Annotated in this window: 24 protein-coding genes, 1 tRNA gene and 1 other RNA gene; 16 read left to right on the top strand and 10 right to left on the bottom strand. The window is 70.3% G+C overall.

Going from position 1 to position 23,168, the window contains the following annotated elements:
- Positions 1 to 35: 35 nt before the first annotated feature.
- Entirely contained in the window at positions 36 to 989 is a 954-nt protein-coding gene (locus tag BM204_RS18785; RefSeq protein WP_091116594.1) for an alpha/beta fold hydrolase, read from the top strand.
- A gap of 69 nt (positions 990 to 1,058) precedes the next feature.
- Here BM204_RS18785 and aceE read toward each other — a convergent pair whose 3' ends face one another.
- A complete protein-coding gene (gene aceE / locus BM204_RS18780) occupies positions 1,059 to 3,836 on the bottom strand; it encodes a pyruvate dehydrogenase (acetyl-transferring), homodimeric type (protein ID WP_091116593.1) in 2,778 nt (925 codons plus the stop codon).
- Between the two features lie 213 nt (positions 3,837 to 4,049).
- Between aceE and BM204_RS18775 the strand changes: the two genes are divergently transcribed.
- The 8 genes from BM204_RS18775 to BM204_RS18740 all read left to right on the top strand — a co-directional run bounded on the left by BM204_RS18775 (position 4,050) and on the right by BM204_RS18740 (position 10,987).
- Entirely contained in the window at positions 4,050 to 4,490 is a 441-nt protein-coding gene (locus BM204_RS18775) for a DUF3052 domain-containing protein (protein ID WP_091116590.1), read from the top strand.
- Positions 4,491 to 4,540: 50 nt separating this feature from the next.
- On the top strand, positions 4,541 to 6,175 hold the full coding sequence (locus BM204_RS18770) for an AMP-binding protein (protein WP_091116588.1): 1,635 nt from the start codon (positions 4,541 to 4,543) through the stop codon (positions 6,173 to 6,175).
- Positions 6,172 to 6,636, top strand: a complete 465-nt coding sequence (locus BM204_RS18765; protein WP_091116586.1) for a peroxiredoxin — start codon at positions 6,172 to 6,174, stop codon at positions 6,634 to 6,636. Before BM204_RS18770 ends, BM204_RS18765 begins: the two co-directional genes overlap by 4 nt.
- A gap of 178 nt (positions 6,637 to 6,814) precedes the next feature.
- Positions 6,815 to 6,889 (top strand) — tRNA-Val (locus BM204_RS18760).
- Between the two features lie 114 nt (positions 6,890 to 7,003).
- Complete coding sequence (locus BM204_RS18755) at positions 7,004 to 7,258, top strand: hypothetical protein (RefSeq protein ID WP_143099837.1); 255 nt, start codon at positions 7,004 to 7,006, stop codon at positions 7,256 to 7,258.
- 2 nt (positions 7,259 to 7,260) lie between these two features.
- The gene (locus BM204_RS18750) at positions 7,261 to 8,649 is read left to right on the top strand and encodes a DUF4331 domain-containing protein (RefSeq protein WP_091116580.1); all 1,389 of its coding nucleotides are present in this window, start codon (positions 7,261 to 7,263) and stop codon (positions 8,647 to 8,649) included.
- Positions 8,646 to 9,050 carry a hypothetical protein gene (locus BM204_RS18745; protein ID WP_170259250.1) on the top strand — a complete coding sequence of 135 codons (405 nt, stop codon included), beginning with the start codon at positions 8,646 to 8,648 and terminating at the stop codon, positions 9,048 to 9,050. Before BM204_RS18750 ends, BM204_RS18745 begins: the two co-directional genes overlap by 4 nt.
- A gap of 380 nt (positions 9,051 to 9,430) precedes the next feature.
- On the top strand, positions 9,431 to 10,987 hold the full coding sequence (locus BM204_RS18740; RefSeq protein WP_091116578.1) for an AMP-binding protein: 1,557 nt from the start codon (positions 9,431 to 9,433) through the stop codon (positions 10,985 to 10,987).
- 222 nt (positions 10,988 to 11,209) lie between these two features.
- Here the strand turns inward: BM204_RS18740 and BM204_RS18735 are convergent, their stop codons facing one another.
- Positions 11,210 to 11,515: an antibiotic biosynthesis monooxygenase family protein gene (locus BM204_RS18735; RefSeq protein WP_091116631.1), complete on the bottom strand. Its 306-nt coding sequence runs from the start codon at positions 11,513 to 11,515 to the stop codon at positions 11,210 to 11,212.
- Positions 11,516 to 11,722: 207 nt separating this feature from the next.
- On the opposite strand from BM204_RS18735, the gene BM204_RS18730 reads away from it, so the two are divergent.
- The 3 genes from BM204_RS18730 to BM204_RS18720 are packed head-to-tail and all read left to right on the top strand — an operon-like array spanning position 11,723 to position 14,803.
- The gene (locus BM204_RS18730; RefSeq protein ID WP_091116575.1) at positions 11,723 to 12,841 is read left to right on the top strand and encodes a Nif3-like dinuclear metal center hexameric protein; all 1,119 of its coding nucleotides are present in this window, start codon (positions 11,723 to 11,725) and stop codon (positions 12,839 to 12,841) included.
- Between the two features lie 49 nt (positions 12,842 to 12,890).
- Positions 12,891 to 13,595, top strand: coding sequence for a zinc ribbon domain-containing protein (locus BM204_RS18725; protein ID WP_091116573.1), 705 nt, complete (start codon positions 12,891 to 12,893; stop codon positions 13,593 to 13,595).
- On the top strand, positions 13,592 to 14,803 hold the full coding sequence (locus BM204_RS18720) for a bifunctional RNase H/acid phosphatase (RefSeq protein WP_091116571.1): 1,212 nt from the start codon (positions 13,592 to 13,594) through the stop codon (positions 14,801 to 14,803). Before BM204_RS18725 ends, BM204_RS18720 begins: the two co-directional genes overlap by 4 nt.
- Positions 14,804 to 14,855: 52 nt before the next feature.
- Here the strand turns inward: BM204_RS18720 and BM204_RS18715 are convergent, their stop codons facing one another.
- Both BM204_RS18715 and yaaA read right to left on the bottom strand, forming a co-directional pair.
- Positions 14,856 to 15,341: a hypothetical protein gene (locus tag BM204_RS18715; protein ID WP_091116568.1), complete on the bottom strand. Its 486-nt coding sequence runs from the start codon at positions 15,339 to 15,341 to the stop codon at positions 14,856 to 14,858.
- 107 nt (positions 15,342 to 15,448) lie between these two features.
- Positions 15,449 to 16,228, bottom strand: a complete 780-nt coding sequence (gene yaaA, locus BM204_RS18710) for a peroxide stress protein YaaA (protein WP_091116567.1) — start codon at positions 16,226 to 16,228, stop codon at positions 15,449 to 15,451.
- Positions 16,229 to 16,315: 87 nt separating this feature from the next.
- Here yaaA and BM204_RS18705 point away from each other — a divergent pair, with 87 nt between their 5' ends.
- Positions 16,316 to 17,776: an RNB domain-containing ribonuclease gene (locus tag BM204_RS18705; RefSeq protein ID WP_091116629.1), complete on the top strand. Its 1,461-nt coding sequence runs from the start codon at positions 16,316 to 16,318 to the stop codon at positions 17,774 to 17,776.
- Here the strand turns inward: BM204_RS18705 and BM204_RS18700 are convergent.
- Both BM204_RS18700 and BM204_RS18695 read right to left on the bottom strand, forming a co-directional pair.
- Positions 17,773 to 18,453 (bottom strand): thermonuclease family protein, encoded by a 681-nt coding sequence (locus BM204_RS18700; RefSeq protein WP_177223725.1) that lies wholly within the window; start codon positions 18,451 to 18,453, stop codon positions 17,773 to 17,775. The two genes, BM204_RS18705 and BM204_RS18700, sit on opposite strands and share 4 nt — an antisense overlap.
- Positions 18,454 to 18,523: 70 nt before the next feature.
- A complete protein-coding gene (locus tag BM204_RS18695) occupies positions 18,524 to 18,982 on the bottom strand; it encodes an NUDIX domain-containing protein (RefSeq protein ID WP_091116560.1) in 459 nt (152 codons plus the stop codon).
- 145 nt (positions 18,983 to 19,127) lie between these two features.
- Between BM204_RS18695 and BM204_RS18690 the strand changes: the two genes are divergently transcribed.
- Positions 19,128 to 19,481, top strand: a complete 354-nt coding sequence (locus BM204_RS18690) for a lipopolysaccharide assembly protein LapA domain-containing protein (RefSeq protein WP_218031307.1) — start codon at positions 19,128 to 19,130, stop codon at positions 19,479 to 19,481.
- 17 nt (positions 19,482 to 19,498) lie between these two features.
- Here BM204_RS18690 and BM204_RS18685 read toward each other — a convergent pair whose 3' ends face one another.
- From BM204_RS18685 to BM204_RS22355, 3 genes are all read right to left on the bottom strand, one after another.
- Positions 19,499 to 20,689 carry an MFS transporter gene (locus BM204_RS18685; RefSeq protein WP_091116558.1) on the bottom strand — a complete coding sequence of 397 codons (1,191 nt, stop codon included), beginning with the start codon at positions 20,687 to 20,689 and terminating at the stop codon, positions 19,499 to 19,501.
- Between the two features lie 62 nt (positions 20,690 to 20,751).
- Positions 20,752 to 21,126: RNase P RNA component class A (gene rnpB, locus BM204_RS18680), an RNA gene on the bottom strand.
- Positions 21,127 to 21,173: 47 nt separating this feature from the next.
- Positions 21,174 to 21,293 (bottom strand): circularly permuted type 2 ATP-grasp protein, encoded by a 120-nt coding sequence (locus BM204_RS22355; RefSeq protein WP_246166449.1) that lies wholly within the window; start codon positions 21,291 to 21,293, stop codon positions 21,174 to 21,176.
- 106 nt (positions 21,294 to 21,399) lie between these two features.
- Here BM204_RS22355 and BM204_RS18675 point away from each other — a divergent pair, with 106 nt between their 5' ends.
- A complete protein-coding gene (locus BM204_RS18675; RefSeq protein ID WP_091116556.1) occupies positions 21,400 to 21,597 on the top strand; it encodes a hypothetical protein in 198 nt (65 codons plus the stop codon).
- Between the two features lie 6 nt (positions 21,598 to 21,603).
- Positions 21,604 to 21,891: a hypothetical protein gene (locus BM204_RS18670; RefSeq protein ID WP_091116554.1), complete on the top strand. Its 288-nt coding sequence runs from the start codon at positions 21,604 to 21,606 to the stop codon at positions 21,889 to 21,891.
- 88 nt (positions 21,892 to 21,979) lie between these two features.
- On the opposite strand, the gene BM204_RS18665 is transcribed toward BM204_RS18670, so the two are convergent.
- Complete coding sequence (locus BM204_RS18665) at positions 21,980 to 23,167, bottom strand: PQQ-dependent sugar dehydrogenase (protein ID WP_091116551.1); 1,188 nt, start codon at positions 23,165 to 23,167, stop codon at positions 21,980 to 21,982.
- Position 23,168 lies beyond the last annotated feature (1 nt).

Raw genomic sequence — 23,168 nt, 5'->3', positions numbered from 1 at the left:
GAATCTTCGGACTTGCCGTCCGACAGGAGGCTTCCGTGACGGAGTCGCAGCACGAGGTGCAGTACCTCACGATCCACGGCCACCGGCGCGCCTTCGTCAGGGTCGGTCAGGGGCCGGCCGTGCTCCTGCTGCACGGCCTGGGCTGCGACCACACGACCTGGTCGCCCATCATCGACACCCTGGCCAAGCGCTACACCGTCATCGCACCTGACCTGCTCGGGCACGGCAGCTCCGACAAGCCCCGTGCCGACTACAGCGTCGGTGGCTACGCCAACGGCATGCGCGACCTGCTGACCGTCCTGGGGATCGACAAGGTCACTGTCGTGGGTCACAGCTTCGGGGGAGGGGTGGCGATGCAGTTCGCCTACCAGTTCCCGGAGCGGACCGAGCGGATGATGCTGGTCGCCTCCGGAGGCCTCGGCCCGGAGGTCTCGCCGTTCATCCGGGCGATCACGACCCCCGGCTACCACCAGGTCATGGGCGTCCTCACCGCACCAGGGGTACGCCACCTCGGGATCGCCGGCATGCGTGCCCTGTCGGGGACAGGGTGGAAGTCGACACGCGACCTCGCCGAGGTCGCCGACATCTTCGACACGTTCAAGGATCCCGACGCCCGTCACGCGATCCGTCACGTCGTGCGGGCCGTGGTCGACTGGAAGGGCCAGATCGTCACGATGGCGGACCGGGCCTACCTCACCGACGCCATGCCGATGTCGGTGGTCTGGGGGCGCGACGACAAGGTCATCCCGGTGCGCCACGCGAGCAACGCGGCAGCCCTGGCACCGATGGCTCGCATCGAGGTGATTCCCAACGCCGGACACTTCCCGCACAAGGACCACCCGCAGCGCTTCGCCAAGATCCTGCACGAGTTCATCCGCTCCACGCAGCCGGCGACCTACAGTCGCGCCAAGTGGCGCAACCTGCTGCGCAACGGCCAGGTGGGTCCGGTGAGCCCGGTCGCCTCGGTCACCAGCATCACCAGCGCCTGAGCACGACGACAGGCACGACGACGGGCGACGACCGTGAGGTCGCCGCCCGTCGTCGTCTCGTGCTCACGACTATGCGTCGCCGCCCTCCTGCTTGACCCCTGACACGGCCGTCGGGTCGTCGATGCGGTACTTCTCGAACGCCTTGACGACCTGGTCGCGGTCGATCTCGCCGGCGTCGGCGAGTGCCTGCAGCGCCTGGACCACAACCGACTCCGCGTCGATGTGGAAGAAGCGGCGTGCTGCGGGTCGGGTGTCGGCGAACCCGAACCCGTCGGCGCCGAGGACCCGGTAGTCACCGGGCACCCAGCGCGCGATCTGCAACGGGACCGCGCACATGTAGTCGGACACCGCGACGACCGGGCCCTGGGCGTCAGCCATCTTGTCGCTGACGTAGGCCGTGCGGGGCTCGTCGCCGGGGTGGAGGAGGTTCCACTCCTCGGCGTGGACGGCATCGCGGGCCAGCTCGTTCCACGATGTCACGGACCAGGTGTCGGCCTGGACGCCCCACTCCTCGCGGAGCAGCTCGGCCGCCCTGGTCACCCAGGGGAAGCCGACGCCCGAGGCGAGCAGCTGGACCCGGGGCCCGTCACCCTCGGCCTTCGTCACCTGGTGGATGCCGCGCAGGATGCCTTCGGCATCGACGCCTGCTGGCTCTGCCGGCTGGTGCACGGGCTCGTTGTAGACCGTGATGTAGAAGATGACGTCCTCGGACTGCTCGCCATACATCCGCTCGAGCCCGGACTGCATGATGTGCGCGACCTCGTAGGCGAAGGCCGGGTCGTAGTGCACGACCGCCGGGTTGGTAGACGCGAGCAGCGGTGAGTGCCCGTCGGCGTGCTGCAGGCCTTCGCCCGTCAGCGTGGTGCGACCCGCGGTCGCCCCGATGAGGAAGCCACGCGCCAGCTGGTCGGCCATGGCCCAGATCGAGTCGCCGGTGCGCTGGAACCCGAACATCGAGTAGAAGATGTAGAACGGGATCATCTGCTCGCCATGGGTGGAGTACGCCGAGCCAGCGGCAGTCGCCGAGGCCATGGCGCCGGCCTCGGAGATGCCCTCGTGGAGCATCTGGCCCTGCTTGGACTCCTTGTAGGAGAGCAACATGTTGCGGTCGACCGACTCGTACTGCTGGCCGCCCGGGTTGTAGACCTTCGCGGACGGGAACATCGCGTCCATGCCGAACGTGCGGTACTCGTCGGGCGCGATCGGCACGATGCGCTTGCCGATCTCGGGGTCCTTCATCCAGTCCTTGAGCAGCCGGACGACGGCCATGGTGGTGGCCACCGCGTTCTTGCCACCGCCCTGCTTGAGCTCGGAGTAGACCTTGTCGGCCGGCAGCGTCAGCTGCTTGGCACGTAGGACCCGCTTCGGCAGCGAGCCGCCCAGGGCCTCACGCCGCTCCATCATGTACTGGATCTCGGGGGCGTCCTTGCCGGGGTGGAAGAACGGCGCCGCCCCGGTCTCCTCGTAGGAGCGCTCGAGGTCGCGGTCGGAGATCGGTAGGTAGAGCCGGTCGCGGAACTTCTTGAGGTCGTCCGGGGTCAGCTTCTTCATCTGGTGCGTCGCGTTCCTGCCCTCGAGGGCATCGATGGTCCAGCCCTTGATCGTCTTGGCGAGGATCACGGTCGGCTGCCCGACGTGCTTGCTCGCGGCGTCGAACGCGGCGTAGACCTTGCGGTAGTCGTGACCACCGCGGGGGAGCTTGAGGATCTGCTGGTCGCTCATGTGCTCGACCATCTTGCGCAACCGCGGGTCGCCGCCGAAGAAGTTCTCGCGAATGTAGCCGCCGTTCTCGGTGGAGTAGGTCTGGAAGGCGCCGTCAGGTGTGGTGTTCATCTTGTTGACGAGCACGCCGTCCACGTCGCGCGCGAGCAGCGGGTCCCACTCCTGGCCCCAGACGACCTTGATGACGTTCCACCCGGCACCGCGGAAGTTGGCCTCGAGCTCCTGGATGATCTTGCCGTTGCCGGTGACCGGTCCGTCGAGCTGCTGAAGATTGCAGTTGATGACCCAGGTGAGGTTGTCGAGCTCCTCGCGCGCCGCGATGCGGATCGCCCCGAGCGACTCGGGCTCGGCCATCTCGCCGTCGCCGAGGAAGGCCCAGACGTGCTGCTCGCTGGTGTCCTTGATCTCGCGGTTGGCGAGGTAGCGGTTGAACCGTGCCTGGTAGATCGAGTTGATGCCGGTGAGCCCCATGGAGACCGTGGGGAACTCCCAGAACTCCGGCATCAGGCGGGGGTGCGGGTAGGACGGGAGGCCCTTGCCCGTGCCGTGCTGGACTTCCTGGCGGAAGCGGGAAAGCTGCTCCTCGCTGAGCCGGCCCTCCAGGAACGCGCGGGCGTAGACCCCCGGGGAACCGTGTCCCTGGATGTAGACCTGGTCGCCGCCGCCGGGGTGGTCCTTGCCGCGGAAGAAGTGGTTGAAGCCGACCTCGTAGAGGCTGGCCGAGGACTGGTAGGTCGCGATGTGGCCGCCGACCTCGAGCCCCTTGCGGTTGGCGCTCGACACCATGACCGCGGCGTTCCACCGGATGAACGCGCGGATCCGTCGCTCGGCCTCCAGGTCGCCGGGGAACCACGGTTCGCGCTCGGGCGGGATGGTGTTGATGTAGTCCGTGCTGCGCAGGGCGGGCACGCCGACCTGCATCTCGCGGGCTCGCTCGAGCAGCCGCAGCATCACGTAGCGGGCGCGTTCGCGGCCGCGTTCCGAGACCAGGTCGTCGAACGACGCCAGCCAGTCGGAGGTCTCGTCGGGGTCGATGTCGGGCAGCTGGGTCGGCAGTCCCTCGTGGATCACGGAGGTGACGGTGCTTGGACGGGTGCCTGAAGTGGAGGGTGTTTCTTCGGTCACCCATGCATCGTCGCACGCGGGCGTACCCCACCAAATCTACTGACGGGTAGTCCCACGCGACGGTGCGCGAGGGTGCCGCGTACGGTGGCGGGGCGGTCCACTGGATGCACAACCAGGCACGAGAGGTTGCGCGTCCGACGCAACTCCGGTGGACTACTCCCCACACCGACCTGCCTGACGGCGGGATTTCTCGCACCATGACTGGAGGAACCAGTGAGCTCGACCGCGGGTGGCGGGTCCACCCAGACAGGATCTGTCACCGGACCCGCTGAAAGGCTCGGCTTCAAGCCGGGCATGGTCATCCAGGAGCTCGGCTGGGACAACGACACCGATGACGGCCTCCGGGTCGCCATCGAGGACGCTATCGACGCGGACATGGTGGATGGTGACTACGGCAACGTCGTGGACGCCGTGCTGCTGTGGTGGCGCAAGGAAGACGGGGACCTGGTCGACGGTCTCGTCGACTCGCTCACCGACCTTGTCGGGGGTGGAGTGATCTGGCTGCTGACGCCGAAGATCGGTCGCCCCAACGCCGTCGATGCTGCTGACGTGGCGGAGGCGGCGCCGGTCGCGGGCCTCGCCCAGACGACCACGGCCGGGGTCAGCAAGGACTGGGCCGCCACGCGGCTGGTGGCACCCAAGACGCCTGCCTGACCACGGCTCGTCACCACCGACCGCCCCATCTCGACGTCAAGGACGACCTCGTGCTCCAGAAGCTCTCCACCCGTGCCTCGGCACTCGGCGTCACCGCCAGGGTGCTCGGTCGGTCCGGGATCATCCGGCCCTACTCGCCGGTCGTCCTCGTCGGGCTCGCCCGGACCGTCCTGACCTGGGGCACGGGCCCGGCCGGTGGGTTCGCCTCGCTGGCGGTGCGTGCACCCCGCCAGGTCGGCCTGATCGACGAGCTGGGGGCACTCACCTTCGGTGAGATGCACGAGCGCTCCAACGCGCTGGCCAGGGCCCTGAGGGCGCAGGGTGTGACCGAGGGCGACGGGGTGGCCGTCATGTGCCGCAACCACCGTGGCTTCGTCGACGCGAGCATCGCCGTCGCCAAGCTCGGCGCCGACCTTCTCTACCTCAACACCGCCTTCGCCGGCCCGCAGCTCGCCGACGTGCTCGAGCGCGAGAAGCCGGCCGTCGTGATCCACGACGAGGAGTTCACCGAGCTGCTCTCCGGCGCGACCATCGAGCACCGTGTCGTGGCCTGGGTCGACAGCGACCGCCCACCGGCCGCCACCCTCGAGCAGCTGATCGCAGCGCAGTCCACCGCCGACCTCGACCCGCCCCAGCGGCACACGCGCATCGTCATCCTGACCTCGGGCACCACCGGGACCCCCAAGGGCGCTCCCCGCAACGAGGCCGGGATCGACGCGGCCGTCGCGCTCCTCTCGCGGATGCCCCTGCGCTACGGCTGGCGCACCCACATCGCGGCGCCGCTGTTCCACACCTGGGGATTCGCGCACATGGCCCTGGCGATGCTGCTCGGTTCCACGGTGGTGCTGCGCCGCAAGTTCGACCCCGAGGAGGCGCTGCGGACCGCGGCCACCGAACGCTGTGACTCGATGGTCGTCATCCCGGTGATGCTGCAGCGGATCATGGCACTGCCTGAGGCGACCCTCGCCTCCTACGACCTGTCCCACGTGAAGGTCGTCGCCGCGTCGGGCTCCGCGCTGCCCGGCGACCTGGCCCTCGACTGGATGGACCACTTCGGCGACAACCTCTACAACATCTATGGCTCCACCGAGGTCGCCTATGCCTCGATCGCGACACCTGAGGACCTCCGTGAGGCGCCCTCCTCGGCCGGCCGGCCGCCGTACGCGACGGTGGTGAAGATCTACGACGCCGAGGGGCGTGAGGTCCCGGCGGGGGAGCCGGGGCGGATCTTCGTCGGCAACAGCCTCCTCTTCGAGGGCTACACCGGTGGCGGGCACAAGGAGATGATCGACGGGCTGATGTCGTCGGGCGACGTGGGTCGCTTCGGCGAGGACGGCCGGCTCTATGTCGAGGGCCGCGACGACGAGATGATCGTCTCCGGTGGTGAGAACGTCTTCCCCAAGGAGGTCGAGGACTGCCTCGCGCGCCACCCGGCGGTCGTGGAGGCCGCCGCCGTCGGCGTCGACGACACCGACTACGGCAAGCGACTGCGTGCCTTCGTCGTGCTGAACGACACCTCGGTGACCGAGCACGACCTCAAGGCGTGGGTGAAGCAGAACCTCGCCCGCTACAAGGTGCCGCGCGAGATCGTCGTCCTCGACGAGCTGCCGCGCAACGCCACCGGCAAGGTGCTCAAGCGCGAGCTGGCCAAGCGCGACGGCGCGACCGACAGGGATGAGGAGTGACCGGGCTGCAGCTCGGCGGGCCGGCACCCGACTTCACGCTGCGCGACCAGTTCGGCCAGGACGTGACGCTGTCGTCCTACCGTGGCTCCAAGGCCGTCGCTATCTTCTTCTATCCCTATGCCTTCTCCGGTGTCTGCACCGGCGAGATGGCCGGTATCAGGGACCGGCTCGCGGAATTCCTGACCTTCGACACCGAGGTGCTGGCGATCTCCTGCGACCCGATGTTCGCGCTGCGCGCCTTCGCCGACCAGGACGGCCTCAACTTCCCGCTGCTCAGCGACTTCTGGCCGCACGGGTCGGTGTCGCGCTCCTACGACGTCTTCGACAGCTCGACCGGTGCTCCGCACCGCTCGTCGTACGTCATCGACCAGGAGGGCGTCGTGCGCTGGGCCGTCCACAACGCGATCCCCGAAGGGCGCGACCTCGACGAGCACCTGCGCCAGCTGACGGCACTGGCCTAGACCGATCACCCCCTTTTGATGAGACGGGATGACGAGTCCGGGAGGCTTGTCTAGAGTTCTACTTGTTGAACCGCTGGTGACCCGAGACTCCAGCGGTTCGACTTATTTCGGAGGCTTTCGCGGACGCGTTCGGCGGCCCTGGGCGACGTCCCGTAATGTTCTGCCCGCTTCGAGCATCGGGCGTATAGCTCAGCGGTAGAGCCCCTCGCTTACAACGAGGTGGTCGGGGGTTCGATCCCCTCTGCGCCCACCAGGTCCACTCCTCAAGATCCTTGCCGGTTTTCCCAATCCGCCGCCGTCCTCGCGCCGAACGTCCTGTGGCGTGCCTCACCCCGAGGCGCCCACGGATTGCCTGGAGGCGCGTTCGATGAACGAGACGAGCAGACGTAAGTTGCTGGCAGTTGCCGGCGCGGGAGCAGCAGCCACCACGGTGGGACTGACGACCAAGAGCGCCAACGCTGCAGAGGCCAAGCCCAAGGCGGGGCGCGCGCAGGAGCGAGTCGTCGCCGTCGTAGACAACCACCGCGGGAGTGAGCTCGTGCTCCTCGTCGGCGAGCGCGAGGTCGTCATCAACGACCGCGACCTCGTCACCCGCATCCTCAACGCTGCAGGAGGCAAGTAAAGATGTCGTCGCACAGAGAAGCACCGGAAATTTCCAAGGACCCGGTCGCTGACGGCACGGACGTCTACGCGTTCGTCAACCCGAACAACCCGGCGAAGGCAGTCCTCATCGCCAACTTCATCCCGCTCCAGAAGCCGGACGGCGGCCCGAACTTCTACGAGTTCGGCGACGACGTGCTCTACGAGATCCACGTGTCCAACAAGGGCAAGGCCGCCTCGGACATCCGCTACCAGTTCAAGTTCAGCACAAAGATCCGCAACGCCGACACGTTCCTCTACAACACCGGCCCGATCGAGAACATCGACTCGCCGAACTGGAACCGCCCGCAGTACTACACGGTCACGCGGATCAAGAACGGTCGCAAAGAGGTCCTGGGTCGCAACCTGCCCTGCCCGCCGGTCAACGTCGGTGTGCGCAGCACCCCGGACTTCGCGAAGCTCAGCAGGCAGGCCATCCACAAGCTCAAGGGCGGCACGCGCGACGTCTACGCCGGCCAGCGAGCCGACGCGTTCCACGTCGACCTGGGCAGCATCTTCGACCTCGGAGCCCTGCGTCCGCTCAACGAGGCGCACCTGATCTCCATGCCGAACATGGGTGGGGTCAACTCGGTGCAGTCCTACAACGTGCACACGATCGCGCTGCAGGTCCCGATCCGGGAGCTGACCCGCAACAACGTGCGGCCGACCGACGTCATGGACCCCAAGGCCGTCATCGGTGTCTGGGCGACGGCGAGCCGTCGCAAGGGTCGTGTCTTCAACTCCAAGGCCGGCAAGTACGTCGACAACGGTCCGTGGGTCCAGGTGTCGCGCCTGGCCAACCCGCTGTTCAACGAGGTCATCGTCCCGATGGCCGAGAAGGACTCCTGGAACGCCTCGGCGCCGAGCGGCGACGCGAAGTACACCAAGTACGTCAACCGTCCCGAGCTCGCTCGTCTGCTGCCGGCCCTCTACCCGGGTGCGTTCCCGAACCTCGCGGCCTACACCAAGCCGCGGGCCGACCTGAACGCGATCCTGATGACGGGCATCCCCGCAGGCGTCGTTCCGGGGTTCCAGAACTTCACGGGTCCCGTGCAGGCGGACATGGTGCGCCTGAACCTGGCGGTGCCGCCGACCGCGTTCGCCGACCAGAACCCGCTGGGTCTGGTCGCCGGTGACGCGGCCGGGTTCCCCAACGGCCGCCGGGTGGGTGATGACGTCGTGACCATCGAGCTGCGCGCCGTTGCCGGCTTGACGATCCCGCTGGTCGACCCGTCCTACGAGGTGGACGGAGCAGTCAACGCCGTCTCCGACGGCACGTCCGACGAGAACCCGAAGCCGCCGAACTCCTTCCCGTTCCTGGGCCTGCCCGGTGGTGGCTACCAGACCGTGCCGGGGACGACCGAGGCGTCGTGACCGAGCCCGCGCCCCGTCATCTCGACTCTCCCGAGAACCCGCACGCCGGCCAGGGATCGGCCGTCATGCTGGACATCGGGGGTGACATCGGCGCCCTCGTGGTGACGATGCCGGCCGACATGGCCGGGCTCGAGGTCGAGATCGCTCCGGAAGGTGCGGAGCCGGTCGAGACCGCCCCTGACCATGACCACGGTCACGGCCACGGGCATGGACATGGGCACGGGCACCGCCTCCACGTCGCCGTCATCAGACGGCCCGTGGAGGGAGGGGAGCTGCCGTCACTGGTGTTCCCCGAGCTGGTCGAGGGCACCTACGAGCTGTTCGAGAAGGGCAGCAACGACGTGCGCCTCGTGGTCGAGATCCATGGGGGAGAGGTCGCCTCCGCGGACTGGCCGCACTGACCCAGATCGACGCGACCCCGGCCCATCCCATGGGCCGGGGTCGCGTCGCGTCCGGAGGCGGACGCAGGGCCGGAGGCGCTCGGTGAGAGCGGTCTCATCTCGACCTCATGGCGCGCTCACCAGCGGCGGTCAGGGTCTTCCTTGTCAGCAGAACATCACTCGGACAAAGGAAAACTCACTATGAAGATCTGGCGACTGATCTCATGGGCACAGCATGGCGGCGGATCGTGGGTCGGGAGTGAGACCTCCATGAGAGGACTCTCATGGACGCTCGTGACCGCTGGGCGCTCAGGCCGACCCGCTCGGCGCGCGGGAGACCCGGGCAACCGCGAGGCAACGTGGCCCTCACTACAGTGGCACCCGTCACAGAGGAGGCCTCATTGATCGTCCCGTTCAGTGTCAACGACTTCATCGACCGAGCCGTGCAGGTCTATGGCGACCGCATCGGCGCCGTGGACGAGCCCGACCAGCCGGCCCGCCCCCTGGGCGACGCGCAGGGTGAGCTCACCTACGCCGAGATCGGCGCGCTCGCGCGCCGCCAGGCAGCCAAGCTCGACGAGCTGGGCATCGGCGTGGGGGAGCGGGTGGCGTTCGTCAGCCACAACAGCTCGCGCCTGCTCACGGCGTTCTTCGGCGTGGCCGGCTCCGGCCGGGTCCTGGTGCCGGTCAACTTCCGGCTGCGGCCCGACGAGGTGAGCTACATCGTCGAGCACTCCGGTGCACGTGTGCTCGTGGTCGACCCCGAGCTGGAGGAGGCCCTCGCCGGGGTGAAGGCGGAGTTCCGCTTCGTCATCGGCGCCGACGACGACCTCTACGCCGCCGAGGGGATCGACCCCGCACCGTGGGAGCCCGACGAGACCGCGACGGCGTGCATCAACTACACCTCGGGCACGACCGCGCGTCCCAAGGGCGTGCAGATCACCCACCGCAACATCTGGACCAACGCGGTCACCTTCGCGATGCACACGGCGGTGACCGACCGCGACGTCTACCTGCACACGCTGCCGATGTTCCACGCCAACGGGTGGGGCATGCCCTTCGCGATGACCGGCCTGGGCGTCAAGCAGGTCGTCATCCGCAAGATCGACGGCGCCGAGATCCTGCGTCGCGTGGAGAAGCACGGCGTCACGGTCATGTGTGCGGCACCCGCCGTCGCGGCCGCGGTGCTCGAGGCCGCGCAGGACTGGGAAGGCGAGATCCCCGGCCGCGACAAGGTCCGGATCATCATGGCCGGTGCGCCGCCGCCCACGAAGACCGTCGTGCGTGTGCAGGAGGAGCTCGGTTGGGAGTTCATCCAGATCTACGGCCTCACCGAGACCTCGCCGCTGCTCACCATCAACCGCACGCGTGCGGAGTGGGACGACCTCTCGCCCGAGGAGCGCGCCCAGAAGCTCGTCCGTGCCGGCGCACCCGCCCTCGGCGTACGACTGATGACCGACGAGTCCCCCGAGGGTGCCGGTGAGGTGCTCGCGCGCTCCAACGTGGTGCTCGAGGGCTACTGGGCGCAGCCGGAGGAGAGCGCCACCGCACTGCGCGGCGGCTGGTTCCACACCGGGGACGGTGGCGTGGTCGGCGACGACGGCTACCTCACGCTCCAGGACCGCAAGAAGGACGTCATCATCACCGGCGGTGAGAACGTCTCCTCGATCGAGGTCGAGGACGTGCTCTTCTCGCACCCGGCTGTGGCCGAGGTGGCTGTCATCGGCGTGCCGAGCGAGAAGTGGGGCGAGACCATCAAGGCGCTCGTCGTGCTGACGCCAGGGGAGCAGGTGACCGAGGCCGAGCTGATCGCGTGGTGCAAGGACAAGGCGGCTGGCTACAAGGCGCCGACGTCGGTGGAGTTCCGCGAGGAGCTGGCCCGCACGGCGACCGGCAAGCTGCAGAAGTTCAAGCTGCGCGCGCCCTACTGGGAGGGCTTCGACCGCCAGGTCAACTAGGGAGCGAGCCAGGGCCGAGGTGTTCGGCAGGACCGAATTCAAGGTGCTGCGCGGGTTGCTTGCTGTTGCTCGCGGTGCGCGAGCTGGCCGATCCGAGCACGAGCGACCGGGTCGTGGCATGGCTGCCCCTGGCTGCGGGCGGCCTGGCTGCGGCAGCCGTCGCACCGCTCCTGACGTCTGTTGGTGACAACCGTCTCGCTGAGGCCGCGCGCGGGGGAGATCTCAGCCGGGCTTGACGTCGAGCACGACCTCGAACTCCAGCAGGTCGGCGCCGCTGGAGACGGGCTGGGCCCGCTCGCCTGCGTGGGCGGCAGCAGCCGACCCGTCACGCCACGCGGCGAACGACTCCTCGTCCTCCCACTGCGTCACCACGAAGTAGCGCTCCTCGCCGGCGACCGGGCGGAGCAGCTGGAAGCCCAGGAAGCCGGGCGACCCGTCGACCGTGTGGGCCCTGGCGGCGAAGCGCTTCTCGAGCTCCTCGTGGGCCTGCGGGGGGACGGAGATGGCGTTGATCTTCACGACGGGCATGACGCCGACCCTACGACGCGACGCGACCCATCGGCTCAACACCGCGTGGATCGCGTGGATCGCGAGGTCGAGCAGCGCCAGGGTTGAAGAGGACATGGAGGACGATCCGAGTGGTCATGTCGTGAGCCCGGTCGCCGAGGGTGGCACGGGCATCCGCCGTCGTACTCACGACGGATCCTGCGCCACCCGGCCGATACTCTCGCCGGCATGCCCGCCTTGAAGGACCTCGTCGACCTGCTGCACGAGTGGTACCCGCCCTGGACCGCCGACTCCTGGGACGCCGTCGGCCTCGTCCACGGCGACCCCGTCGCCGAGGTCGCGAAAGTGATGTTCGCGGTCGATCCCACGATCGAGGTCGCCCGGGAGGCGATCGAGTGGGGAGCCGACCTGCTGGTCGTGCACCACCCGCTTTTCCTCAAGCCGGTGCACGGCTTCGCCGCGACGACGCCCAAGGGACGCACGCTGTCGACCCTGGCGGCCGGTGGTTGTGCCCTGCTCACCGCCCACACCAACGCCGACCGTGCCGTCGGCGGTGTGTCCGAGGCGCTGGCCCGTGCCCTGGGGCTGACCGACCTGGCGCCGATCCTCCCGGGTGGCTCGACCCCGCTCGACAAGCTCACCGTCTTCGTCCCCGTCGGGGCCGCGCCGGCGGTGCGGGACGCGCTGGCGACCGTCGGAGCGGGACGCGTCGGCGATTACGAGCACGCGTCGTTCTCGAGCGCAGGCAAGGGGCGCTTCCGGCCGATGGTCGGTGCGACACCCGCCATCGGGACCATCGGCCTGCCCGAGGTGGTGGAGGAGGAGCGGGTCGAAGTCATCGTCGAACGTGGGCTGCGTCGCCGGGCGATCGCGGCGCTGACGGCGGTTCACCCCTACGAGGAGCCGGCCTACGACATCATCGAGCTGGCCGACCACGGGGACACCACGACCGGCACAGCACGCATCGGCACCGTGGCGGAGACGACGCTGCGCGGCTTCGCCGAGATCGTCGCGGCGGCCCTGCCCGGCACGGCCCATGGCGTGCGCGTCGCGGGTGATCCCGACCGCGTCGTACGACGGGTGGCGGTGTGCGGCGGGGCGGGTGACTTCCTGCTCGGTGACCTGCTCCGGACCGATGCCGACGTCTACGTCACCAGCGACCTCAGGCACCACCCGGCCAGTGAGTTCCTCGAGCAGGACGGACCGGCGCTGGTGGACGTGGCGCACTGGGCGGCGGAGTGGACCTGGCTGCCGGTGGTGGAGGCTCGGGTCCTCGCGGCGTTGGGCGATACGGTGGGCACTCGGGTGAGCACGACCGCCACCGACCCCTGGAAGTTCCGTCTCTGAGGAGCACACGCTGAAAGCCGACCCGTTCGCCCAACTCAAGCTGCTCGACGTGCAGGCGCTCGACGCCCAGGTCGCCCAGCTAGGCCACCAGCGCAGTCACCTGCCCGAGCTCGCGGACATGGCCGCGCTCACGCAGTCGCGCGGCGAGCTGGTCGATCAGATGCGTGACGCGCAGATCGTCCTCGACGACCTGACGGCGGCGCAGGCCAAGGCCGACGCCGACGTCGAGTCGGTCAAGACCCGCCGCACCCGTGATCGCGACCGCATGGACTCGGGCCAGATCTCCAACCCCAAGGACCTCGAGCGCATGCAGCACGAGCTGGTCTCCCTCGACCGTCGCATCGCGACGCTCGAGGACGAGGAGATCAACGTCATGGAGCAACGCGAGGAGGCGCAGAAGGCGCTGGCGACCTTCACCGGACAGGTGCAGGAGGCCGACGCCCGCCTGGCCGAGCTCGCCATCGCGCGGGACGAGAAGCTCGCCGCGATCGACGCCGAGGTCGACGCTGCCGTCGCGAAGCGGGCTCCCGCGCTCGAGGGCATGCCCGAGGACCTGCTGGCGCTCTACGAGCGGCTGCGGACCAACAAGGGTGGTGTCGGCGCAGCCGAGCTCCGCCAGCGTCGGTGCACCGGCTGCCAGCTCACGATCGACAACGCCGAGCTCGCGATCATCCGCGCCAAGCCCAGCAACGAGGTCGTGCGCTGTGAGGAGTGCACGCGCATCCTCGTGCGCACGGGCGAGTCCGGGCTGTGACCGAGCGGATCCGTCGCGTCATCATCGAGGCCGACGGCGGTTCGCGCGGCAACCCCGGACCCGCCGGCTATGGCGCGGTCCTGCGTGACGTCGACACCGACCGCGTCCTCGCGGAGGAGGGCAGCACGATCGGGCGGGCGACCAACAACGTCGCGGAGTACTCCGGGTTGATCGCCGGCCTGCGCCTGGCGCGCGACCACGCGCCCGACGCCGAGATCGAGGTCCGGATGGACTCCAAGCTCGTCGTCGAGCAGATGTCGGGTCGCTGGAAGATCAAGCACCCCAGCATGCAGCCACTCGCGGCGCAGGCGGCCGCGCTGGCGCCTGCGGGCACGTCGTACAGCTGGATCCCGCGGGAGCGCAACAAGCACGCCGACCGACTGGCCAACGAGGCGATGGACGGGATGCGTGACGGTGTCACGGTCGCCGCCGACGAAGACTCGCTGATCGAGGAGATCGAGAGTCCGGCTGCGGCTGCGGCAGGCGACCCCCCGGCGTCCTTGCAGAGCCAGGCGCGCGGCTGGTCGGCGACGTCGCAGGAGCCGACCACGCTGATCCTGGTGCGTCACGGCGTCACCGCCCACACGGTGGAGAAGCGGTTCTCCGGAGGCCTGGCCAGCGCCAACCCGCCGCTGAGCGACGAGGGCCGCGAGCAGGTGCGTGCCACGGCCGAGTGGCTGGCGCCCATCGCTGAGAAGATCGAGGTCGTCATCGCCTCGCCCGTACGGCGCACCCGGGAGTCGGCGGAGATCGTCGCGGAGGTCCTGGGCAAGGCGCTCGTCGAGGAACCGGGCTTCGCGGAGATGGAGTTCGGGATCTGGGACGGAATGACCTTCGGCGAGGTCGCGAAGGCGCACCCCAAGATGCTCGACGCGTGGCTGGGGTCCATCGATGCGGCTCCCGAGGGCGGCGAGTCGTTCAGCATCGTCGAGGAGCGGGTGCTCGCCGGTCTCCAGCGGGTCCTGTCGGACCACGCCGGTGAGACCGTGGTGGTCGTCAGCCACGTGACGCCGATCAAGACCCTGGTCTCGCACGCCGTCAACGCGCCGCTGGACTCGGTGTTCCGCATGGAGCTGAGCCCGGCATCGGTGACGGTGGTGTCGTTCTTCGGCGGCGGTGCCGACGGGGACGAGCCGCGGACGTCGATGCGGCTCTACAACGCGCTGCCACCGGCCCGCGACGCGTTCGCCGACCCCACGCGCTGGTAGGCCGACTCGGCACGATGTTGCAGCACCATCACGCGCACTCGGCACTCGGCACTCAGCCGGTGACGTCCTCGGGCGTGGCCTCGTGGCCTGATCGCCCCTGGGTGCGGCGCAGCTCCTTCATCTCCGCCTCGAACACGTGGCGGCGGCCCTCGACGAGCTGGTCGAGGGCGCGCTGCTGGAGTCCCCTGGCCGCCGCGTAGTAGCCGTCGTCGTAGGCCTCGACCATCTGGAAGGACCACATTCCCGGGAGCGGGTTGCGACCCAGCACGTCGGTGTCGAGGGCGTCGGCGAGGTCGGGGTGCCCGGCATCGCGGATCATCGCGGTCGCCTCCTCCAGGGTCGTCTCGGCGCTGCCGCAGAGCCGGTGGAACGCATAGAGGTGCCCACGCGCGTCCTCCACGTGGTCGAGGGCGGCGGAGAGCTTCCCGAGGGCCTCGACGGTGGCGTCGTCGACCCCGTCGGGGCGGCGGTGCTCGGGGCTGGGGCGGCCGTGGTCGGCGGCGTGGTCGGCGGCGTGGTCGTGCGTCTCGTCGGTCATCCGACCAGCGTGGCAGCCGCCGCGATCACGCGGCACGCCCGCAGGGGGGAGGCGGGAGGCCGCGGCGGTGCGACGTGCAACATCGCGCCGACTCGGCGTACGGGCGATCAGAGGGCGGAGACGACGACGTCGAGCTGGGTGCCCTGGGGGGAGGGGGCGCCGACCTCGACGGTCCACCCGAGGTCGCGGACGACGTCGGCCAGGGCCGCGGGGGTGCGGGGGTCACGGCCGTCCTCGAGCAGCTCGCGCACGATGCGCCCCTTGGTCGCCTTGTTGAAGTGGCTGACGACCTTGCGGCTGCCGTCGACCTCGTGCAGCACGCGGACGGTGGCCACGCGCTTCGCGAGGTCAGCCGGCGGCCGCCAGAACGCGGCGTACATCTGGGACCGGAGGTCGACGAGCAGGCCCTTGCCCAGGGCCTCGGTGAGCGCCGGGCCGAGCGCGTCTCGCCAGTGCGCGGCCACACCGCCGAGGCCGGGCAGGGTGGCGTCGCCGGAGAGCCGGTAGGCGGGGATCCGGTCGCCGGGGCGGACCAGCCCGAAGAGGCTGCTCGTCACGGCGACGCGCGAGGTGGCGCGGCGCTTGGCCGCCGACGACAGCGTCGCGAAGTCCAGCGCCTCGTAGACCACGCCGCTGTAGACCTGGTCGGCTCGCGCTGTCGGCGCATCGCGGACGGTGGCGTTGAGGGCGACCAGATCGAGCTGGGTCCTGGGTACGCCGAGCGTCGCGGCAGCTACGTCGGGCTCGCCCTCGCAGAGGGTCACCAGGGCATCGAGGACGCGCTCGCGGGCCGAGGTGAGCACTGGGCTGCCGAGCGCGGAGAGGTCGAGCGGCTTGCCACGGCGCGCAGCGGTCTTGCCCTCGCTGGGCGGCAGCAGGATCAGCACGCGGCAAACCCTAGTGAGGTCGCCGTGGTCGACCTGCGCTGGTCGCTCGAGGTGAGGCGCGCCTCACCCTCGTCTAGGCTCGGAGCCATGCCGAGCAACCGCGTCGTCCACATCACCGGAGCCGAGGACGGTGCCGTCGCAGCGCTGCTGCGCGAGGGGATCGGACGGATCCGCGCCGAGCTCGACGTGACCCCGGACTTCCCGCCGGAGACGGAGGTCGCAGCGGCCGCCGCCGCGGCGAGGCCGCGGATGCCGGAGCTCGACCGCACCGAGCTCGCCTTCGTCACCATCGACCCCGAGGGGGCGATGGACCTCGACCAGGCGCTGCACATCGAGCGCGACGGCACCGGTTACGTCGTCCACTACGCGATCGCCGACCTCGCGGCCTTCATCACCGCTGGCGACCCGGTCGACCTGGAGTCGCACCGCCGGGGCGAGACGCTCTACGGCGGCGACAGCAAGGTGCCGCTGCACCCCAAGGTCATCTCGGAGAACGCCGGGTCGTTGCTGGCCGGTGAGGTCCGGCCGGCACTGCTGTGGACGATCGTCCTCGACGAGACCGGTGAAGGCACCGACATCACCGTCGCGCGGGCCCGCGTTCGTTCGACCGCCAAGCTGACCTACGAGCAGGCCCAGCGGGCGATCGACGACGCGAGCGCCAGCGAGGTCCTCGTGCTGCTGAAGGAGATCGGCGAGCTCCGTCTTGCCCGCGACGCCGCCCGCGGTGGGGTGTCATTGCCGCTGCCCGAGCAGGAGATCGACATCCAGGGCGACCACTGGACCCTGGAGTTCCGCAGCCTGCTGCCGGTCGAGCTCTGGAACGCACAGATCTCCCTCCTCACCGGCTTCGGGGCCGCCTCGCTCATGGTCTACGGCCGGGTGGGGCTGCTGCGGACTCTCCCGCCGCCGGACCCGCGTGACGTCCAGCGTCTGCATCGCACGGCCCGAGCGCTGCACATCGAGTGGCCGGCCGAGCAGCTCTATCCCGACTTCATCCGCTCGCTGGACGCCACCGATCCGGCGCACGCGGCGATGATCGTCGCCTCGGCCCGCCTGCTGCGCGGCAGTGGCTACGTCGCCTTCGACGGCGAGGTGCCGGCCGAGCCGATGCATGCGGCGCTCGTGTCCGAGTACGCCCACGTGACGGCGCCCCTGCGCCGACTCGCCGACCGCTACGCCGCCGAGGTGTGTGTCGCGCTCTGCTCGGGGGAGCCCGTGCCCGACTGGGTGCTCGCGGCGCTGCCGGCGCTGCCGAAGGAGATGCAGCAGTCGGGGCAGCGGGCCAAGAGCTATGAACGGGCCGTCTTCGACCTGGTCGAGGCCGGGTTGTTGACGGCCCGCGTCGGCGAGGACTTCCCTGGCGTCGTCGTCAGCCTCGACCGCAAGGACCCGTCCCGCGGGACCGTGATGCTCACCGGCGTGGGTGTCGAGGCCCGTGTCGTCGGGGACGGCGAGCTGCCGCTGGGGACCGACGTCCTGGTGCGGTTGGAGAAGGCCGACGCGGCGACGCGGACCGTCGAGTTCCGACTGTTGCCGGACGAGGCCTAGCAGCTGCCCCAGAGACCGAGTCCGGCCGCCCGAGCCTTGCGGGCGGCGGCACGGTAGGCCTTCACCCGACGGAACGGGTCGTCGTCGTAGACGTAGACCCGGGCGCGGCCGCGACGCACGAGGCGTTGGTCGATGTCGGTGCTGCCCTTCATCACGTAGCGCAGCAGCCGTCCGTAGCGGTCGCGGAGGTCCTGGGTCGGGTCCGACACCAGCGTGACCCGCGTGCCTCGGGGGAGCAGGTGCTTGGTCGTGCGGGACGCCGCCCGACCCCCGCACTCGACGCCGCCGAACACCTCGGGGGTGTCGATGCCGAGCAGCCTGACCTTGACCTCGAGCCCGTTGCGGCTCAACCTCGCCACCACGGTGTCGCCGTCGGAGACGCGCACGATGCGCGCCCGTTGCCGCTTGACGTCCGGCGGCGCGTCCGCCCCGGAGCCGCTCTGGGCGGTCGAGCACGGGCACGGATTGGACTCGCAGGCCACGCCGTCACCGTCGGAGTCGAGGCGGTCGGGGTCGCGTCGCGGGCCGCCCTTGTCGAGGAAGTAGCCCTGGGCCGCGGCCTGGGTCGCGAAGTCGCCGCAGTCCTTGTCGGCGGCGTACGACGGCGACGCGACGCTGCTCAGGGTCGCGCAGCCAAGGGCGAGCGCGAGCAGCAGTCGGGCGAGATGTCCTGGCACGGTTCCCTCCCCGGAACGAGACGTGTCCCCGGAGGCTAGGGGCACCCACAGTCCCGCGCAGCCGAACGTCCTATGGCGTGCCCGAGCTGTCGGCGACGAAGGCCACGATCGTCGAGCCCGGTGCCGACCATGCCGTGCGGAACGACGGGTGCAGGGGCAGCGCCTCGACCTCCGCGAGCGGCACCCAGCGGTGGCCGTCGCTCTCGGCGTGGTCGTGCAGGTCGAGCTGCCGGGTGGGCACGGCGAGGACCGTCTCGTAGGTCCAGCCGCCGCAGCTGGCGGTCGACGAGCCACGCACGTCGACCGCGTGCGCCGTGAGCCCCAGCTCCTCGTTCGCCTCGCGCAGGGCCGCCTGCACCCCGGACTCGCCACGCTCGCGGGCGCCGCCGGGGATGGACCACGTGCCCCCGCGGTGGACCCAGCGGGCGCGCAGCTGGAGCAGGACGCGTCCTTCCTCGGCCAGGAGGAGACCCGCCGCTCCGCGCCGGCCCCAGTGGGCGTGGCCGTGGTCGCAGGTCGCCCAGGTCATGGGTCCAGCCTAGTGAGGAACCCTGGGGCAGGGCCCGGCTGCGGCAGCGCCCGGTTTCATCGAATCTCGGAATGGTCGCGGACCAGGCGCGGTGACGAAGGGACCAGCGGGGTACCGGGTCGCCAGGACCCGCGAAGGAGAGAGCATGACTGACCCGACCACCACGCCCCGCGACACCGGTGGGGGCGCAGACCCGGGGCCGATGCCCACGTCGTCGACCGAAGCCGACCGCCCCGACCCGCTGCGCGGCTCACGCACCAGCGGCCTGTGGCTCGGCGTCGTCGCCCTCGGTCTGGTGCTGATCCTGCTCATCGTCTTCATCGCCCAGAACACCCAGGACGTGACGGTGTCCTACTTCGGCTGGGAGGGCCAGACACCGCTGGCGGTCGCTCTGCTCGTGGCGGCCACGGCGGGTCTGCTGCTGGCCGCCATCGCGGCGACGCTGCGGATGTGGCAGGTACGCCGACGCGTGCACCGGGGCCGTTCGGCCCGTCGCTAAGCGCTAGAGGACGGTCGCTAGAGGACCTGGCGCACCTCCCGGAGCGGGGAGAGCCCGGCGACAGCGACGGCGACGGTGAAGACCACCGCCACGCCGAGCAGGGCCGGGCTCGCACCGAGGAACGCCACGGCAGTGCCGCCCAGGAGGGCGCCGACGGCCGCCGAGGTGCGGTTGACCGACCGCCGCCACAGGCCCATGTCGTTGGCGTTCTCCAGGCCGCCGGCGAGCCCGTGCAGTCCCAGGGCCACGGTCAGCAGAGCGACCCCGGCGGCGGTGGACACCGTCGGTGCCAGCGCGACGAGGAGCCAGGCGACCGGGTAGACCGCCCGGGACCGGACGATCGCCGGCCCGGCACCGATCCGCCGGCCGAGGGAGGGGGCGATGCTCGCGCCGACGAGACCGGTGCTGCCGGCGACGGTGACCAGCAGCCCGAAGACGAGGGAGGACAGCGCCATCTCGCGCAGTGCCACGAGGGACAGCGCCGTGAAGCCCGCGCCGTTGGCGAGGAACCACACGTGCGTGGACAACGCGAGGGGCGCCAGGGTGCGGTGGCGGTAGGTAAAGCGCAGGCCCTCGCCGATCTCGCGACGCAGGTTGCGCGGCGTCGAGGCGTCGACCGGGGGCTCGGTGACGCGCAGTCCGGCGTTGAGGAGCGCGTCGAGGAGATAGCTGACCGCGTCGACGGCAATGGCCACGGGTGCGCCGAGCAGCCCGACCAACCCGCCCCCGAGAGCGGGCCCCAGCGTCTGCGCGGCGGCATCGCTCTGGTCGAGGCGGGCGTTGGCGACGACCAGTCGCTCACGCGGCACGATCCGTGGCAGCAGGGACTGGGTCGCTGCGAACGCGAACACCGAGAAGGACCCGAACAGGAGCAGGAGCCCGACCAGGGGCCACACCTGGAGGGCGTCGAGCGCCCACAGCACCGGGATCGCACCCAGGGTGATCGCCCGACCGACGCTGCTCCACACCAGGATCCGCTGGCGTCGCCACCGGTCTGCGTAGACCCCGGCGACCAGGCCCAGCGCGGCGTACGGCAGGAACTGGGCGGCGTTCACGACCCCGACCTCGAACGCGGAGGCCTCGAGCGTCGTCACGACCAGGACGGGCATCGCCACCGTGGTCACGGCTGTGCCGAAGGAGCTCAGGGTCGCCGCCGTCCAGAAGCGGCTGAACGACGGGGCGCCGTGCGAGGGCGGGGCGTCCTGCATGGGCGGCCTCCCTTGCGCTCCGGGGCGTCACCATCACACCACGGGGCCGCCGGGACCCGGTGCGGACGGGCTGGCCTGTAGGCCGGGTTCTGTGACTGGCAAGCCAGCCGGCGACCATCCATCTACGACTGCCGTTGCCGACAGCCTCCAGCGATCTACCCGTGCACTCGGGCGAGCAGCCCTCGAACGCGCACTGTCTGATCTTGCTCCAGGTGGGGTTTGCCGAGCCGATCCGGTCGCCCGGGCCGCTGGTGGTCTCTTACTCCACCGTTTCACCCTTGCCGACCACTCCCGGAGGAGCGGCTGGCGGTCTGTTCTCTGTGGCACTGTCCCGCGGGTTACCCCGGGTGGGTGTTACCCACCACCTTGCTCTGTGGAGCCCGGACCTTCCTCGGGGACCAGATCACTCCGGTCCACGCGGTCGCCCGGCCAGCCCATCCGCACGCGACACCCTAGTGCCCTCAGTGCCGGATCCCCAGCCTCGTCATTTCGTTCTTGGCGCTGCGGAGATCGCGCGGCGGTTGGTCATCACGTAGGACACGCCCGAGGGGACCCGCACGTTGTCCTGGAGCACCCGGAACTCGCCGCCGATGTCGAAGGTCACGCCCTGGTCGAGGTAGCTCGCCCTGGAGCGCCTCGACCCGGGCGACCAGGGCGGTGGACGCCCTGGTGGTCGGGAGAGCAAGGGGGAGAAGTGTAGTTTCGGCGCCATGAGCGACAGCGAGTTCTGGTACTGCATCAAGCACTCCCGGGTCGAGGGCCACGACGGCTGCCCCAACAAGGAGCGGCTCGGCCCCTACTCCACCGAGGCCGAGGCCTCCCGCGCGCTGGAGACGGCCGCGGAGCGCACCGAGGCCTGGGACAAGGAGTCGGACGCCGGCTGGGACGACGAGCAGCTCGAGGACTAGGCCCCCGTGCTGTCACGCCGTCGCCGCGCGACCGCGCCGCGCACCGTCGAGCCCTGGCCGTTCGTCGGGATGATCCTCATGGCTGCGGCGTTCTTCCTGTACGCCGCCAGCGGCCTGGTCGCCCCCTGGTGGGGAGTGGTGCTCCTCGTCCTCGTCTGGATCGCCCTCTTCGTGCTGTGCTGCGCGTGGTGGACGCCTCACCCGAGGCGGCTGGTGTGGGTGGCGCTGTTCGCCTTCGTGTTCTGGTTCGGCGCGCTCACGGCCGGCGGCGCCTTCCTCGGCTGGACCGCCTGAGCCGCGACAGACCGGCGGGTGCCGGTCGGCACGGCTGAACGTTCGGCCGGCTCCTCACGCCGGCCCGGGCTCGTCGTACGGGACCTGCTCAGCCGGCCGGTCGGACGCGCAGCACCGAGCCACCGCCGGAGTCGGTGTCGGTGGTGATGAGCAGGTCGCCGTTCGGGGCTCGGGTGACCGAGCGGAGCCGGCCGAACTTCTCCAGGATCTTCGGGACGTCCTTGCGGACCAGCTTGCCCTGGGCGTCGAACGTCAGGAACACGACGCGGGTCGCCTTCAGTGCGGCGACGGCCAGGGCACCGTCGAGAGCGCCCCACTTCTTGCCGTAGACGAACGACGCTCCCGAGGTGGCGATCGTCGGGTCTCCCGAGCGCCACCGGGCCTCGAGCTGCGTGCCGGGGAGGGACTGGTCGGTCATCGGCACCGACTCGTCGTAGCCGGGAACCGGGTTCCAGCCGTAGTCACCGCCGGTGACGATGCGGTTGACCTCGTCGTCGCGGTAGGAACCGTGCTCGACCGACCAGAGGGTGCCGTCGCGACGCTGGGCGAGGCCCTGGATGTTGCGGTGTCCGTAGGTCAGGACGTAGCGGCGCTTCTTGTTCTGCGCGTCGATGAAGGGGTTGCTCGGCCAGGGCGCCCCGGTGGTGCGGTTCAGCCGCAGCATCTTGCCGCCGAGGGAGTCGAGGTCGCGCGGGTTGGTGCCGACCGCCGCGTCGCCGGTGCCCACGACCAGCGCGCCGTTGCTGGAGATCAGCAGCCGGCAGCCGCCGTGGCGCCCGGTGGTCGTCGGGAACCCGCCGACCAGCTTCTTGACCAGGGTCGCCCGGGTGAGCGCCTTGTTGAGCGTCCACGCGTTGACCCGGACGTCGTGCCCGCCGCCGGCGAGGAAGCCGCCGGAGCAGGTGTAGAAGCGTCGGTTCTGGGGGAACCCGGGGTCGACCTCGAGCGACATCAGCCCGGTCTCACCGTTGACCCAGACCGAGTCGGAGGGGAAGGCGACGCGTCGCTTGGCGCCCTTGCCGGCGACGAAGAGCCGGGCGGTGTCGCGCTCGGTGATGAGCAGGCGGCCCCCGCCGATGGGCTTGACGTCCCAGGGGTTGCTGAGCCCGGTGACCCGCTTGGTCACGACGAGCCGCGGCACCGCGGCCCGGGCCGGCTCCTTCGCCACGACGGCCGTCGGAGCCGCAGCGGCCCCGGACGACGAGGTGGTCAACGCACCCGCAGGGATGGCTGCGGTGACGAGGGCCAGCAGGACTCCGAGCGTCAGCGATCGCATG

The sequence above is a fragment of the Nocardioides psychrotolerans genome, assembly GCF_900113685.1.
Lineage (GTDB): Bacteria > Actinomycetota > Actinomycetes > Propionibacteriales > Nocardioidaceae > Nocardioides > Nocardioides psychrotolerans.
Note: the sequence above shows the minus strand (reverse complement) of the source record. Positions and strands in the feature narration are given on the sequence as shown.

Bases quoted from the DNA above. Each gene is read 5' to 3' on its own strand.
- BM204_RS18755 (WP_143099837.1), top strand. From the start codon at position 7,004: ATGAACGAGACGAGCAGACGTAAGTTGCTGGCAGTTGCCGGCGCGGGA.
- BM204_RS18750 (WP_091116580.1), top strand. From the start codon at position 7,261: ATGTCGTCGCACAGAGAAGCACCGGAAATTTCCAAGGACCCGGTCGCT.
- BM204_RS18735 (WP_091116631.1), bottom strand. From the start codon at position 11,515: ATGCCCGTCGTGAAGATCAACGCCATCTCCGTCCCCCCGCAGGCCCAC.
- BM204_RS18730 (WP_091116575.1), top strand. From the start codon at position 11,723: ATGCCCGCCTTGAAGGACCTCGTCGACCTGCTGCACGAGTGGTACCCG.
- BM204_RS18715 (WP_091116568.1), bottom strand. From the start codon at position 15,341: ATGACCGACGAGACGCACGACCACGCCGCCGACCACGCCGCCGACCAC.
- BM204_RS18705 (WP_091116629.1), top strand. From the start codon at position 16,316: ATGCCGAGCAACCGCGTCGTCCACATCACCGGAGCCGAGGACGGTGCC.
- BM204_RS18695 (WP_091116560.1), bottom strand. From the start codon at position 18,982: ATGACCTGGGCGACCTGCGACCACGGCCACGCCCACTGGGGCCGGCGC.
- BM204_RS18690 (WP_218031307.1), top strand. From the start codon at position 19,128: ATGACTGACCCGACCACCACGCCCCGCGACACCGGTGGGGGCGCAGAC.
- BM204_RS18685 (WP_091116558.1), bottom strand. From the start codon at position 20,689: ATGCAGGACGCCCCGCCCTCGCACGGCGCCCCGTCGTTCAGCCGCTTC.
- BM204_RS18675 (WP_091116556.1), top strand. From the start codon at position 21,400: ATGAGCGACAGCGAGTTCTGGTACTGCATCAAGCACTCCCGGGTCGAG.
- BM204_RS18665 (WP_091116551.1), bottom strand. From the start codon at position 23,167: ATGCGATCGCTGACGCTCGGAGTCCTGCTGGCCCTCGTCACCGCAGCC.